Source organism: Bradyrhizobium sp. B124, from assembly GCF_038967635.1.
GTDB lineage: Bacteria > Pseudomonadota > Alphaproteobacteria > Rhizobiales > Xanthobacteraceae > Bradyrhizobium.
The window spans coordinates 6,872,082-6,886,066 of the sequence record NZ_CP152413.1; the positions used below are offsets into that span (position 1 = coordinate 6,872,082).

At 65.5% G+C, this 13,985-nt stretch carries 11 protein-coding genes; 3 read left to right on the top strand and 8 right to left on the bottom strand.

Annotation, left to right across the window (positions count from 1 at the left end; genetic code table 11):
- Positions 1-2: 2 nt before the first annotated feature.
- The 6 genes from AAFG13_RS32735 to AAFG13_RS32760 all read right to left on the bottom strand — a co-directional run bounded on the left by AAFG13_RS32735 (position 3) and on the right by AAFG13_RS32760 (position 7,578).
- Positions 3-1,109 (bottom strand): cellulase family glycosylhydrolase, encoded by a 1,107-nt coding sequence (locus AAFG13_RS32735; protein WP_212313662.1) that lies wholly within the window; start codon positions 1,107-1,109, stop codon positions 3-5.
- A 65-nt stretch (positions 1,110-1,174) separates the two neighbouring features.
- Positions 1,175-3,493, bottom strand: a complete 2,319-nt coding sequence (locus tag AAFG13_RS32740; RefSeq protein WP_342709360.1) for an exopolysaccharide transport family protein — start codon at positions 3,491-3,493, stop codon at positions 1,175-1,177.
- Between the two features lie 150 nt (positions 3,494-3,643).
- On the bottom strand, positions 3,644-4,396 hold the full coding sequence (locus AAFG13_RS32745) for a polysaccharide deacetylase family protein (protein WP_342709361.1): 753 nt from the start codon (positions 4,394-4,396) through the stop codon (positions 3,644-3,646).
- Complete coding sequence (locus tag AAFG13_RS32750) at positions 4,393-5,211, bottom strand: class I SAM-dependent methyltransferase (protein WP_342709362.1); 819 nt, start codon at positions 5,209-5,211, stop codon at positions 4,393-4,395. Before AAFG13_RS32750 ends, AAFG13_RS32745 begins: the two co-directional genes overlap by 4 nt.
- Positions 5,212-5,215: 4 nt before the next feature.
- Positions 5,216-6,658, bottom strand: coding sequence for an oligosaccharide flippase family protein (locus tag AAFG13_RS32755; protein ID WP_342709363.1), 1,443 nt, complete (start codon positions 6,656-6,658; stop codon positions 5,216-5,218).
- Complete coding sequence (locus tag AAFG13_RS32760) at positions 6,652-7,578, bottom strand: DUF6492 family protein (RefSeq protein ID WP_212313657.1); 927 nt, start codon at positions 7,576-7,578, stop codon at positions 6,652-6,654. The genes AAFG13_RS32755 and AAFG13_RS32760 overlap by 7 nt, the downstream gene beginning before the upstream one ends.
- Positions 7,579-7,997: 419 nt before the next feature.
- On the opposite strand from AAFG13_RS32760, the gene AAFG13_RS32765 reads away from it, so the two are divergent.
- A complete protein-coding gene (locus tag AAFG13_RS32765; RefSeq protein ID WP_342709364.1) occupies positions 7,998-8,966 on the top strand; it encodes a hypothetical protein in 969 nt (322 codons plus the stop codon).
- Positions 8,967-9,039: 73 nt separating this feature from the next.
- Here AAFG13_RS32765 and AAFG13_RS32770 read toward each other — a convergent pair whose 3' ends face one another.
- Positions 9,040-10,128 (bottom strand): radical SAM protein, encoded by a 1,089-nt coding sequence (locus AAFG13_RS32770; protein ID WP_342709365.1) that lies wholly within the window; start codon positions 10,126-10,128, stop codon positions 9,040-9,042.
- A 401-nt stretch (positions 10,129-10,529) separates the two neighbouring features.
- Here AAFG13_RS32770 and AAFG13_RS32775 point away from each other — a divergent pair, with 401 nt between their 5' ends.
- Entirely contained in the window at positions 10,530-11,525 is a 996-nt protein-coding gene (locus tag AAFG13_RS32775) for a glycosyltransferase (protein ID WP_249131902.1), read from the top strand.
- Positions 11,522-12,841 (top strand): O-antigen ligase, encoded by a 1,320-nt coding sequence (locus AAFG13_RS32780; RefSeq protein ID WP_342709366.1) that lies wholly within the window; start codon positions 11,522-11,524, stop codon positions 12,839-12,841. The genes AAFG13_RS32775 and AAFG13_RS32780 overlap by 4 nt, the downstream gene beginning before the upstream one ends.
- Here the strand turns inward: AAFG13_RS32780 and AAFG13_RS32785 are convergent.
- Entirely contained in the window at positions 12,838-13,929 is a 1,092-nt protein-coding gene (locus AAFG13_RS32785) for a hypothetical protein (RefSeq protein ID WP_342709367.1), read from the bottom strand. The two genes, AAFG13_RS32780 and AAFG13_RS32785, sit on opposite strands and share 4 nt — an antisense overlap.
- Positions 13,930-13,985: the final 56 nt, after the last annotated feature.

The window sequence follows — 13,985 nt, forward strand, 5'->3', positions numbered from 1 at the left end:
GGTCAGCGCGTCCCGAGCAGCGCCCTCAGCACGTCGCGGTCGGCCTTGCCGGTGACGGCGTCGGCCAGGCCAAAGCCCTGCGACAGCTCCCAATGGGTCCAGCCCCAGCACTGCTGCCGGGCGTAGGCCGTGACGCCGGCGAGCCAGCGCAACCGGCTGTCGCGCGGTGCGCCGGCCTTGAGCACGCCAAACTCATTGATGATGATCGGACGGGAGTATTGCCGCTGCCAGGCAGCCGCGGGCTCCAGCCATTGGTCGATGCCGCGGTCGGGGATGGCGCGGTCGACCATCGCAAGCGCCTTGGACTTGTTCAGCGCGGTCAGCTGCTCCCGCAATTGTTGAACCTTCGGATCGTCGGCGCGGATCGGATAGGGCAATCCGACGACGTCGTGGAGCGACTCGTTCCGATCCCAATGGGCCTGATGGGTGAATACCATCGGATCGTAGAAGTGGATGGCATAGACGACATTCGGATCGTCGAGCGGCGTGAAGCCCGGCAGCGAGTCCGCGCGCTGCCAGTTGACCGGACCTGTGATCAGCGTGGTCTGCGGCAGCAATTGGCGAATGAAGCCGGCCAGTTCCCGGACCTCGCCTTGCCATTGCGCGGCATCGACCTCCGGCTCGTTCAGCAGTTCCGCAAACACCCGATCGGAGGGATAGCGCTGCATGACCCGCGCGAGCGCGGTCCAGGCGCTCTTCATTTCAGCCATCGCGCCGGGCGGATCGTCCTTGTGCAGCGCGTTGAAGTGCTGACCCGAATGCAGGTCGATCGATACCGCATAGCCGAGTGCGAGCAGGGTCCTCAGTGCGGCATCGACGGTCTGCAGCCGGCCGTCGATCTCCGCCTTCGTCGCGAAGCGCGGCATGACGAAGTCGGCAGGCACCGGCAGCCGGATGTGGGTCAGGCCGGCCTTGCGCAATTCGAGCAGCAGGCCGCGCGGCGGCGCCGATCGCGGATCGACAATCCAGCCATCGGCATTGACGCCGCGCGACAAGGCCTTGATCCGGTCCGCCGGGACGCCTTCGATCAGGGCAGGGCAGGCCCGCGCGGCGACGGACAGCAGAATGGATGCGGCGAAGACGATGGCGGGGATCGATAGCCGGGCCATCGGAAGATCAGCTCGCGATCGCTGCCGCAGCAGCGAGCCAAAACGCGGCGCGGCTGGCGCGCGGCTCACGCATACTGCCTGTCGTGCTGCTGACCTGCGAAGGTGGACAGCAGTTCGTTGAGCACGACACCGGCAAGCTTGCGCTCAGCGCCACCGAGCGCGGTGATGATGTCTTCCATTGACGCGTTGATGTCGCGATCCACCGGCAGCGCCGCGATCAGCCCGTCGGCCATGTCGAACAGCCGCCGTTCGTCCGCGCCCCACGGCATTGGCGGGCCGTCGAGGATCACGAGATCGTGGCCGCCGGCGGAACGCGCCTGCGCGATCGCCTTCTGGATCGCCTCGCTGGCCTTGGCGGAACTGCCCTGGATCGCCGGCAGGATGGCAATGCCGTTTGCGGTGTTGATGGCGCGGGACGCCTTGCTGCCGATCGTGAGCCAGTCGAGCCGGCTCGGCCTGCTCTGGACGGGATGCGCGACCCTGTCGGTCAGAGCGTGGACGGCAGCGTCGGCGTCGATCAGCAGGACACGCGCGCCGTCGCGCGCGGCGACCAGCGCGATGTTGAGTGCGACAACGCTGCGATCGGGATCGTCGGCGGTGCCGATCACGGCCAGCACCGGAACGGCTTCCGGGGCGGCGCCCGTCGCCAGCGCCGCATGGATCTGCCGCATCGTGTTGGAGAACGGCCCCAGCGCCGAACTGGTCCGCAGCGTCGGCCAGCCGAACCGTGTGACGTCGGCGGGATTGTCGCCGGTCAGGATGCCACCAAGCGTGCGTATGACATCGGATTCCTGCAGCTCGGCGATCAGCGGCTTCTCGATCACGGGCTTGTCGATGAGAGCGGCTGCCGGCTGGATCGCAGGCGGTGCCTGCACCGGCGGCTTGGCCTTGGCGATGACGGGCTGCCGCTCCGGTGCGGCGTCCTGCTTCGGCTGGATCCGGGGACGGATCGGATCGGCGCCGGGCGCCAGCTGGCCGGCCGCAACGATCCAGGCCGCGGCGGCGAGCCCGCCGAACATGAACCCGATCATCGCGAGCAGGGTCATCGGCGGCGGGAAAGTGCGCTGCTGCGGGATCGTCGCATCGCCGATCACGCGCGCGCTCGAGGTGTTGAGGCTCTCCTGCTCCTCGGTCTCGCGCGAGCGCTTGAGGAAGGACTGATAGACGTCGCGGCTGGCATCGACCTCGCGCTCGAGCTCGCGCAGCCGCACCGACGCCTGGCTCATCTGCACGCTCTGGTGCTTCTGAACGTCGAGCGCCTTGTTGAGCGACGCCTCATAGTCGCGCGCCCGGGTCAGATCGTTCTTGGCGGATACCGCAAAGCGGTCGATCTCTTCCTTGATGGTCCGGCGCAGGTCCTCGACCTGCTGCTCGACCTGGCGCAGCGCCGGATGACGCGGCCCGAGCTCGCCCTGCAGTTCGGCCTGGCGCTTCTTGGCATCGGCATATTGCGAGCGCAGATTGGCGATGGTCGGCGACTGCAGCGCTTCGGCGGTCGCGCCCGCGTCCATCGACCCGCGGCGGCTGGCTTCGATCTGGTCATACTTGGCCTGCGCATCGAGCGTGAGCGCCCGCGCCGCCGCCAGCCGCTGGTTGCCGACCGAGAGCTGCTGGTCGGTGAGCAGATTGTCCTGCGAGCCGACGAAGTTGTTCTGCGCCTTGTAGGTCGCGAGCACCTCCTCGGCATTGCGCAGGCGCTGCTGCAGCTCCTTCAGCCGGCCCGACAGGTCGCGGGTGGCGCGCCGCGCGGCCTCGGCCTGCGACTGCTTGGACTCGGTGAGATAGGCCTTGGCGATCGCGTTGGCGAGCATCGCCGCCTTGACCGGATCATGCGACCACACGTCGATGTCGACGATGAAGGTGCGATCGGTCTTCTTGACGTTGATATGCCGGTTCAGCGTGTCGAGCGTCGTCATCTCGATCTGCTGTTGCTGCTCCGCCGTCGTGCGCGGCTCGATGCCGAACAGGCCGAGCAGCGGGGCGAGCAGGCCCGTGCTCGCGGCGCCACCGCCGAACTCGGGATCTTTCACCAGGCTGGTGTCGCGGATCACCTGCAGCAGCACATTGTTTGACGTGATCAGGCGCGACTGGCTCTCGACCACCATCGCGAGGCCGGAGACGTCCTGGGCGCGCGGGGTCAGCTCGCGTTCGACCAGCTGCAGCTCGCGCGGGTCGACATAGAGCTGGGCGCCGGCGGTATATTTCGGTGTCAGGCTCTTGCCGATCACGACCGCGATGCAGGCGCAGAGCAGCGCGACCGAGACGATCGCGACCTTGTGCACCCACAACAGCCGGACCAGCTCGAGCACGTTGAAGCCGGCCGGGATTGCGCCCCGGCGCGGCTCCGGCTTGGCCCGGTTGATCGGCTGGTCATAGCTAAGCATCGACCCCAGCTTCCGTCTGAATGGCCGCACGCATCGGCTGAGGAGCACTCTTTCGGGCCACGCAACGCGCACGAGGCGACGCGAAGGCGCAACACGAAAAATTAACCATACTCATTCGCCGACTATTCACCAGAAAGGCAAACAAAGGGTTTAAGCGCGGGCGCATCGGAACGCCTCCGCCATCGTCAGCACCGGGACATTGCGCCGCGCCGCTGCCTCCAGCGCGTAGGTCATCAGCTCAGGCGTGCAGCCATAAAGGCTCGGCGCGTCGGCGACGTCGTGGCTGTAGAAAATTAACCAGCCGTTGATGTTTGCCGTCTCGGCGAAGGCCATGTCGATCCGGTCGCGGGACATCTGGCGGTCGATGAGCGGCATGGCGCGGAGGAACTGCAGGTCGACCTCGCCGCTGTTCACGCCGGGCACGATGCTGCGGCAGGTGCGAAATTCCGACCTCAACTGGTGCTTCCGCGCGTAGGAGCCGTAGCCGAACGGGTAGGCGAAGCTCTCGACCGGCATGGTCGGATCGAGCGAATGGAAATAGGTCCGGTTGCGCGCGATCTCCGCGGCCAGCGAGGTCTCGTCGAGATCGCAGGCGCGGCGGTGCGAGAACGTGTGGCAGCCGACCTCATGGCCACGGCGATGCAGCGAGACGACGTCGTCGGCGCTGCCGGTAGTCCAGCCCGGGGCGTCCAGTCCAACCAGTCCGCCCGACACGTAGAACGTACCGCGGGCGCCGTAGGATTCCAGGATGTCGGCGCCGAATGTCGCCGCGCTCTTCGGCAGATCGTCAAAGGTGAAGGACACCATCGGCGTGGTATTGTTCAGGCGAAAACGTTCGACCTGCACATGCATCGCCAGCCGGTGGCTGACCTTGACCCTGGCTTCCGACCACAATGCGTTCATGAGCCAAGCTTCCGCAAGATCACGTGGTAGTCGCCGTGCCGGACGTCGATCTTGCCCGGTAGCAACGCGTTCATCGTCTTCGCTACCGCGTCGATCAGCGTGGCCAGCAGCGGCTTGCGCCGGCGCATCTCGGGATAGCGCGGGCTCTCGTATTTCTTGCGGTAGATCACCTGCAGTCCGCGGCCGGCCACGAACGCCTCGAGGTTGCCGAGGGTCACCAGCGGATGGAAATGGGTCGGGAACGGCGCCTCGCCCGGCAGCCCGGCGTGCTTCTCGCCGCGCACATGGCGGTAGAACCAGACGTGAAACCAGTGCGGGGAGTATTTCGTGACGATGCCCGACAGCGACTTCGGGTTCGGTGCGCCGATCAGCAACAGGCCGTTCGGCTTCAGCGCCTCGCAGAACCCGCTCAGCACGGCCTCCACATCGGGGATGTGCTCGATGACGTTGTAGCAGATGATCAGGTCGAAACGCTGCTGCGGCGGGAAGCGATAGGTCTGGATGTCGCCGAGAACGGCTTCCTGCGCATAGCTGTTGTTGCGGATCTGATCGGCGTCGATGTCGACGACGGTCACATGCGAACGGCGCAGCACGCCGAGCGGCAGATAGCTGGTCGAGCCGCCGCCGGCCTCGTAAATCGAGAGCGGACCGGCCGGCAGCCGGGCCTCGAGGATGCTGTGAACCGTGAGCAGGCTCTGCTTGGCCTCGCCGGGCGGCAAGGCCAGCAGCGATTCCGGATGGATTTCAGCGGGGATGGGCATCGAGAGTTCGGTGAGCGGGGCGGGACGCGTAGCAAGCGCGAGGGATCTGTTCATCGGCTCATCCAACGTTGCTGTTTGCGGATCTGGTGTGAAACATGACAAGGCCCCGCTTCAGCCGGCCGCGCAGCCGCGCGATGTCGAACAACCAGCAGAGCGCGGCGTAGACGGCCAACCCCGCTCCAATCAGCACGATGCTGGCGGGGAGATCGGCGAGATCGAGAGCGCGGTCGAGCGCGCCGACGGTGAGCGCCATCGCGAGCGCGGCGATCGCGATCAGCGCGAGCCGGCCGAGCGGGATCGGAATCCGGAAAGCGAAGCGGCTCAGGATCAGAGCACAGACAAAGCCCGTGACGTCGGCGCCGAGCCGCGCCCAGGCCGCGCCGATGGTGCCGTAAAGGCTGACCAGCACGTAGGACAGGATCACATTCGCGGCGATGATCGAGGCGGTGTTGATCAGGTAGAAGGAGTTGCGTCCCGACAGGAGGAAGCTCGCATGCAGATATTGCTGCGTCAGCACCTGGAACAGCACGGCGATCGCGACGATAGGCATGATCTCGCTGGCAACCGCGCGGAAGTCGGCGCCGAGGATGATGTTGGCGACGTGCGGGGCGATCAGCGCGAAGCCGAGACAGGCCGGCAACGTGACGCCGGCAAGCAGCTCGAGGCAATCGGCGAGATGGGTCTTGACCGCGGCGTCGCCTTGCCGGGCATGGATCTGCACGGCCATCGGAAAGAACGCCGCGGCCATGCTCATCGCCGGCATCATCAGGGTCTGGCGCACCAGGTCGAGCGCGGCGACATATTTGCCGGCGTCGGCCGCGCCGACCAGGTTCGCGATCATGAAACGGTCGGTCACGCTCGAGATCGCGAGCAGTGTCAGCGACAGGGTCAGCGGCAGGCCGGTGCGGGCGAGCGAGCGCAGGTCGGCACGGTCGAAATTGACGATGGTGCCGCGCCATGCGCTGCGCGATTGCACGAGCACCGCGACGAGATAGGCCGAGGCGGCCGCGAGCAGCAGCAGCACGCCGGTCGGGCTGGCCAGCGCAACCACGACGCCAAGGCCGAGCAGGGCGGCCGCGCGGACCAGCGTGGCCTTCATGACCGAGAGCGCCTTCAGCCGTGCACGCAGCAGATCCTGCGTCAGCTCGAACAGGCCGATTGCAACAGCGAGGACCACGGCCGCGAGCGCGGCGGCGCCATCGAGGCCGACGAGGCAGGCCAGCAGATAGGCGATCGGCGCGGTGAGGCAGCAGATCAGGTAACCCGACACGACCAGCCCGCGGACGTCGGTGCCGTCGTTGCGGGCGTGGCCGCTCAGGATCAGGTTGCGAAACCAGCCGACCTGGAAGACCGATATGACCGAGGCGAAACCAACGCCAAGCAGAAAGACGCCATAGTCATGCGGTGCGAACAGCCGCGTGAAGGTGAATACGCTGAGCAGTCCAAGCAGTGCCGAGAGCACGTTGGCCGTCAGATTGATGCTGGCCTGTCCGATCAGCATGACGCGGCGAGCTCCGAAAGCCTTGTGGCCGCCGACGACGCCAGGATGGCGTCGCTCTCGGCCACGACCTCACGAATCGTCGCGACCGGCGTCCCCGAGAACGATGCGATCGAGAACGCGACGTCATCCCTGTTGGCGCGCAGCAGCAGCCGGGTGAGCTCGTCCTTGCTCAGGGTCGGATCGTCCCAGTAGCTGACGCATTGCGTTTTCGGCACGTCGGAGTGACGCAATGCGGCGGGCTCGTCGTTCTCGACGAAGAAGCCGTACAGCAAATATTCGGAGAACTCGCGGGTCCGGCACAGCGCCTCGATCCAGCTCATCCCGGTGACGGCCTCGATGCGTTCGGCGAGCGCGCGGGTGGTCTGCTTGTCCCAGAAGATGATGTGTCCGATGAAGTCCGGCGCCGGGAAGGGCGGCGTCGGCAGCCCGATCAGCTGATGGCTGGTCTTGAGCCAGCGTGAATGGCGCGGCTGGTCGGCGGTGACGGCATCGGCCATTTTCAGCAGCGGGATCGTGTTCGGGTACTGGAAGCGCGAAAGGTCGAAATCGCGGAAGAACACGATGTCGGAATCCAGGATGCAGAACCGCTCATAGGGCAACGCGATCGTCGCCGCGATCTTCAGGATCTGTTGCACATGCCAGCCGTTCACCGGCTTGGCGCGCAGCGACCACCAGAACTGGCGGCGCTTGCGCTGGATCATGCGCGGCAGCGGCCGCAGCCAGTCGGGCAGGAAGGAGGAGGCCGGAATGATGATGCGGCGTTCGCTTGCCAGCGGCGCGAACAGCGGCAGGTCGCAATCCGGGACCAGCAGATAATGCCTGGAGAACGACGTGACGTGACGATCCACGCTCTCGCAGAGCAGCGTGCAAATTTCCAGATCGCGCCCATAGGTCGGGGTCAGCAACGCGACAGGGTTCATCTCGTAACTCTCTCCGGCGACACCGTGTCAGGGCGGAACATCGTGGCCGCCAGACTTGTCCTGAACCTCAGTTCAGCAAGATCGGTGCCGAAGCGCTTTGACGGCCCTGCCGGCGGCGGCAATGGTTAAGCATTGGTAAAACAACGGCCCGCCGCGGCCGTTAACGGATCGCAAATCATCGTTCGGCCGCGCGATTTTGACGCTGGACCGGGATGTTGCCCGGATATTGCAGTGCTGGCGTCTCGAATGCCGATGTGGTCGGCGCAGGCGAGTGCACATGCAGATTCGATGGTATTTCCGGCGGGTAAGCGGCGCGGCTGAACGGCGAGCCGCACCATCAGCCCATTTCGAGACATCCGCACTGTCGGCGCTGTGTGCTTTTGGCACGCGCGCTTTGAGCGAGCCGGCCGGAGCGCACGATGCCGACTGATCGCGGAATCACGCGGCGCGGTGCCCTCGCAGTCGCGGCGCTTGCCCTGAGCGGACTGTCGACCGCGCGAGCCGTGCCGTCAGCCCGATCGCAACTGGGTGCGGATTCGGCGCGGTTTGCCGGCGCCTTCGTCAACTGGGGCGAGACCGGCCGCGAGCAAGTGCTGCAGACCTGGGAGAAATGGCTCAATCGGCCGCGGTCGTCGGTGCTCGGCGTCGACTTCTATGGCCAGAACAGCTGGGACGACTTTCACAAGCTCGATTGGGTGCCGGGGCTCTGGAAGAAGCTCAATCCGGCGCGCAATCTGGTGTGGTCGGTGCCGCTCACCATGTCAGGCACACCGCTCGCCGATGTCGCGGGCGGCCCGCACGATGCCGAGTTCGAGGCGGCCGCGCGCGCCATCGGAGCAGCGCATCCCAAGGCGATCATCCGCCTCGGCTGGGAGATGAACATCTCCAACTCGGGCTGGTTCGCCAAGGGCAATGAGGCCGATTACATCAAGGCGTTCCGTCGCGTGGTTGGAATCTTCCGTCGCCATTCCCGCGGTTTCAAATTCGACTGGTGTCCAGGCTGGGGAGCTCAGGACATGCCGGCCGACGCCGCCTATCCCGGCGACGACGTGGTCGATTTCATCGGCCTCGACGTCTACGACTTCAAATCGGACGGCAGCGCCGCGGAGCGCTGGACCAATTCCTGTTTGAAGGCGCCCTTCGGTCTCGAATGGCAGCGCACGTTTGCAGCGAAGCACGGCAAGCTGATGAGCTATCCGGAATGGGGCGTCGGCCAGTCCGGCGACAACGCGTTTTTCGTGCAGCAGATGCACGACTGGTTCGCCGCAAATCAGGCCGCGATCGCCTATGCAGCCTATTTCGATGTCGACGGCCTGTGGCCGACGCAGATCGATAACGGCCAGTTTCCGGAGTCCACGAGCCTGTTCCGCAAGTTGTTCGCGGGCTGAGCCCAACGCGATCAAGCAAAAGCCCGATCGGTCCCGCGGACCGATCGGGCTTTGCTGTTCCTCTCTTGCTGCGTCAGGCGGCCTTGGTGTTGGTCAACAGCGTCAGGCCCATCTTCAGCTTGTCCTGCAGCGTGCGCTGCGCAAGGCAGGTGAACAGGCAGAGCTTGTCGCAGGCGATGGTCTCCTTGCGGCGGGCCTGCGCTTCCTCGCTGTACCAGATCTCGCGCGCCGTCTGGGTACGCACGTTGCCGATCGGTTTGAAGAACCAGCACACTTCGAGACGGCCGTCGGAGCGGATGAAATAATTCCGCATGCCGACGCGGCAGGGCATCACTTCCTTCGGCGCCTTCTCGCGGCGGAAATGGTTCGGCCAGGCGCGCAGCACGGCCTCGCCGTTGAGGATCGGCGCGCCCTCGCGCTTCATCCGCAGCAACTCGTCGCGGACCTTGATGAGATCGTCCAGCTCGTTCTCGCCGATCCATAGCTCGTCCTCGACCTCCTGCGTGCCCTGCTCGACCGGCTGGAAGCTCAGCGCGGTGGCGCCGATCTGCTGGATCCAGTCGACCATTTCGGGCAGGCGGCGGAAGTTCAGTCTGTGCACGACCGGCTTGATGATGATCGGGAAATCCAGACCTTCGGCACGGCGCTGCTCGGCGACGTTGCGGATGCCCTGGACGATGTCGCTCAGCGAGTTCTCAACGCCGCGCGAGTAGTTGTGAATCTTGGGATCGGTGGAATCGATAGAGATGTTGATGTTGAACGGGTGCGCCTCGACGGTTTGCGCCACGATCTTCTTGTTGAGATAGGCGCCGCCGTTGGTGGTGACGCCCCAGTGGATGTCGTTGTCGCGGCAGAACCGCAACAGGTCGAGAAAGCCCTTCTTGATGTAGGGCTCGCCGCCGGCGAATTCGACGTGATAGGCGCCGATGAATTCCTTCAGGCTCGCGAGCGCGCGCTGCCATTCGACGATCGACATCTCGTCGCGATAGTTCGGGCGGCGCCAGTAGTCGCAGTAGCGGCACTTGTAATTGCAGCGTTCGACCACCTCGGCGAAGATCGCGGCCGGGCGGGTGACGTCGCGGCCGGTACGCAAATAGAGCTCTTCCGAGAGGGCGTTGCGGACGTGTTTGGTGCCGAGCGAGACGAGGTCGAGCGCTTTCAAGGTGAACCTCAGGCAGTGTTTTGCGTTGTTGCGATCGGATCGATCGAGGATTTATGGGTTGATCAGCAAATTGAATGCCAACTGCAACGCAAGACGCACAGCACGCGCGCGTGACGGCTCTTAACCCTAAGGATTGGCTAACAGCGTGGCGCCGATCGTGAGGCCGCGCCCCACGCGGCCGTCAATTCCTGCAAATCGCTTTGTTCGACTTCGAATTAACCTTGCGGCGAAGTTGCGGTAACGCGCGGCGCGTCTGGAGCGGATTTTGCCATGAGGTCGCCGTAACGTGTGTTTCGCGTCCGTATTGCCGCCTGTGCCGGTCACTTTGGGACGGCCATGTCCCATTCCGATCCGTGCCGGGATGATGCGTCGCGGATCGCGATTGCCAGGAGGGCATGGAGATGTCGACCGAGCTTGCTGTAGCGGACCGCGCCTGGGTAACCATCTCGCCCGCGCTGGATTGCTCCGTCGAGACCGTCATCTGCATTCCGAGCTTCCGCCGGCCCCAACACTTGCGGCTGACGTTGGAGTCGGTGGCGGCTCAGCGCACCGAGCGCAGCTTTGCGATCGTCGTGGTCGAGAACGATGCCGCGCGCTGCGAGAGCGCGCCGGTCGCGGCCGAGTTTCTCAATTCCGGCAAGCTTCGCGGGATCTGCATCGTCGAGCCGCGGCAGGGCAATTGCCAGGCGATCAACGCGGCGTTCGAGACCGCGCTCGAGACCTTTCCGAACGCGCAGAACTTCCTGATGATCGACGACGACGAGGTCGCCTCGCCGGACTGGCTGGAGCGGATGGTGCAGGCGGCGGAGAGCTCCGGCGCCGAGATCGTCGGCGGCCCGGTGTGGCCGAATTTCGATGACAAGCACAAAGGCAGCCTCAGGCGCCATCCGGCGTTCGCACCGGCCTATCATGCCAGCGGTCCCGTCCCGGTGATCTATGGTTGCGGCAACTGCCTGATCCGGCGCGCGGTGTTCGACAAGCTTGGACAGCCCGCCTTCGACCTGCGCTTCAACTTCCTCGGCGGCGGCGACCACGACTTCTTCGCGCGGGCGCGCCGCGCCGGCTTTCGCTTCTTCTGGGTCACGGACGCCGTCATCAGCGAGACCGTTCCCTCGACCCGGACCAATCTCGGCTGGATCGTGCGGCGCGGATTGCGGATCGGCGCGATCAACTATCACATCGAGCGCAAGGCGGCGCAGACAATGTGGTCGCGCGCGGTCGTCAAGGCCAAGATGTTCGGTCTGGTGCCGTTCTCGCTGTATCGCTTCACGCGCATCGTGCTGCGCGAACATCAGGCGGTGATTGCGATGCACCCGATGGTGGTCGCGGTCGGCAGCGCGCTTGCCGTGCTCGGTATCGAGCCGCAGCCCTACGCAGCTTCCAAGATCGCGTCGTGAGTGAGTTGTCCGTCACCGCGGAAAGCCGGGCGCTGATCGCCGACATTGCGCGCCGGCCGGTGATGGATATCGTCCGCGGCGCATTCTTTGTCGGCATTCTCCTGCTGGTCTGGATATCGCTGCGTCCGTTCGCGGATCTGAGCGGCTTCTATGTCGGTGACGTGGTCACCGGCAAGGATGCGGTGCTTTACGCCCTGTTCGGCGTGTTGACGGTCGCGATGCTGGCGCTGACCTTGCGCGACAATCTGCCGGCGCTGAAATCATTGCTGACGCCAGCTTTCCTGCTGTTCGCGGGCTGGATCTGCGTCACCGTCGTGCTGTCGACCGATCCCGCCACCTCGCTGCGCCGCCTGGCGCTGTCGGTGTTCGTGATCGTGGTGACCGCGACGCTGCTGCTGCTGCCGAAATCGCAGGGCGAATTGATGCGCTGGTTCGGCATTGCCGCACTGGTCCTGCTCGTGACCTGCTATCTCGGCGTCTTCCTGGCGCCGCATCTGTCGATCCACCAGGCCACCGATCCGCAGGAACCGGCGCTTGCCGGCAACTGGCGCGGCGCGTTCGGCCACAAGAACGTCGCGGCCGCGATGATGGCGATGCTGATCTTCCTCGGCATCTATCTGATGCGGGCCGGCGGCTGGCTGTCGGGCATCGCCGTGACCGGGCTCGCCGCGGTGTTCCTGTTCTTCGCCGCCGGCAAGAGCGCGATCGTGCTCTGTGTCGCCGTGCTGATGCTGACCGCGCTGATGCCGATGATCCGCTCGTTTTGGGGCCGCGCGCTGCTGCTGCTGACGCCGCTGCTGCTGCTCAATCTGCTCAGCGTCGGCACCGTGATGAGCGACACGCTCGCCGCGATCGCCGACCGGATGCCGATCGACACCTCCTTCACCGGCCGCGCCGACATCTGGGCCTTCGCGCTGGAATCGCTGCACCAGCGGCTATGGACCGGCTACGGCTTCGAGTCGTTCTGGGGCACCAGCGCGATTCAGAACCTGCAGGAAGGCAAGGAGTGGGCGGGCTACGCCTCGCATAGCCACAATGGCTATCTCGATACCGCGCTCGGGACCGGCCTGCCCGGTCTCGTGCTGCTGATCGCGGCTGTTGTCGTCAAGCCGTTGCGCGACTTCCAGGCTGCGGATGGTGGCGGCAATGATGCGCCGCTGACGATGCTGTTCCTGCGCATCTGGCTGTTCGGCCTCTATCTGTCGTCGATGGAGAGCTTCTTCCTGGATCGCGCCGACACGATCTGGGTGACGTTCCTGATCGCGGTACTCGGGCTGCATTATCTGGCCCGGTTCCGGATGCGCAGCGAGATCTAGAGCTGTGCGCGGACAGCGTTGGCAACGTCCGTCCACCAGCCGTCGAAATCGAACGGCACGGGCACGGTCGGCCGCTTCAGCGCCGTGACGATCCGGTCGGCATAGGCCGCACTGTCGGCGTCGCGCGGCACCAGCAGGATGGCGCCGCGATCGATCAATTCCTTGAAGCGCGGATGGTGGTCGAATTCATCCGGCAGCGCCGGGCCGGTGACGATCAGCGGGCGGCCTGACTGCACGCAGGCCAGGATGCTGGAGCGCCGCGCGGTCAGGCCCTCGGCCAGCGAGTAGCAGAACACGTCGATCTCGCCGAGCAGGCCGAACACCTCGTGATCGGAGGCGACATAGCCGGAAACGATCACATCGCCCTTCAGCCCCAGCTCGGCGACGCGGGCATAGAACTTCTGCTCGATGTTGTCGGTGCCGCGAATGAAGGAGCCGACATAGACGATCAAGGGCTCCAGGCCCCGCTGCTTCAGGATCGCGCCGATCTCGAGCAGCCCGTTCGGCTGCTTGCCCGGATAGATCGAGCCGAAATGCCCGACGATGAGCTGGCCGTTGCTGCGTGCCGCGACGAGCCGCTGCAACAGCATCGAATCCGAAAAGCCGGCCGGCGCCGCGATGTTCGGCGGCAGCGGCGCCAGCACGCATTTCCGCACCATGCCGCGCATGATGCGATCGTCGGCGAGTTCGCGGCGCACCAGCGGCGAGAACATCACGATGGTATTGGCGAGCCACAAAGCGGGGATATAGGTCAGCCGGCGGATGCCGTTGAGGCCGGCCCATTCGTGCTGAATCAAGACAACCTTGCGACGCCGCAGCCGGGCGAACAGCAGCGCGAGCAGCGGGCGTGCGATCACGCGCTTCCAGGCCACGATCGGGAAGTTGCAGACCACGCTGTCCGCGCTGCCGACCGCGCGCCAGATCTCGCCGATCGTGCCGTCGGTCTGGGTCAGGGTTAACGCCGTGCTAGCGCCGGGCTCGAGCTTGTCGATCGCCTCCTGCAGCAGGCGGGTGAATTGCCCGACGCCGCAGTGCATCCGCGGCCCGGCGCCGAGAAACAGCGCGCGATATCGGGGTGGTTCAGTCATTCAGTCCTGTCGGCCACGGCGGCCGGCTCCGGAAACGTCGCGGTTAGCCATATCGG

Coding starts and splice junctions, on each gene's coding strand:
- AAFG13_RS32735 (WP_212313662.1), bottom strand. CDS start 1,109: ATGGCCCGGCTATCGATCCCCGCCATCGTCTTCGCCGCATCCATTCTG.
- AAFG13_RS32740 (WP_342709360.1), bottom strand. CDS start 3,493: ATGCTTAGCTATGACCAGCCGATCAACCGGGCCAAGCCGGAGCCGCGC.
- AAFG13_RS32745 (WP_342709361.1), bottom strand. CDS start 4,396: ATGAACGCATTGTGGTCGGAAGCCAGGGTCAAGGTCAGCCACCGGCTG.
- AAFG13_RS32750 (WP_342709362.1), bottom strand. CDS start 5,211: ATGAACAGATCCCTCGCGCTTGCTACGCGTCCCGCCCCGCTCACCGAA.
- AAFG13_RS32755 (WP_342709363.1), bottom strand. CDS start 6,658: ATGCTGATCGGACAGGCCAGCATCAATCTGACGGCCAACGTGCTCTCG.
- AAFG13_RS32760 (WP_212313657.1), bottom strand. CDS start 7,578: ATGAACCCTGTCGCGTTGCTGACCCCGACCTATGGGCGCGATCTGGAA.
- AAFG13_RS32765 (WP_342709364.1), top strand. CDS start 7,998: ATGCCGACTGATCGCGGAATCACGCGGCGCGGTGCCCTCGCAGTCGCG.
- AAFG13_RS32775 (WP_249131902.1), top strand. CDS start 10,530: ATGTCGACCGAGCTTGCTGTAGCGGACCGCGCCTGGGTAACCATCTCG.
- AAFG13_RS32785 (WP_342709367.1), bottom strand. CDS start 13,929: ATGACTGAACCACCCCGATATCGCGCGCTGTTTCTCGGCGCCGGGCCG.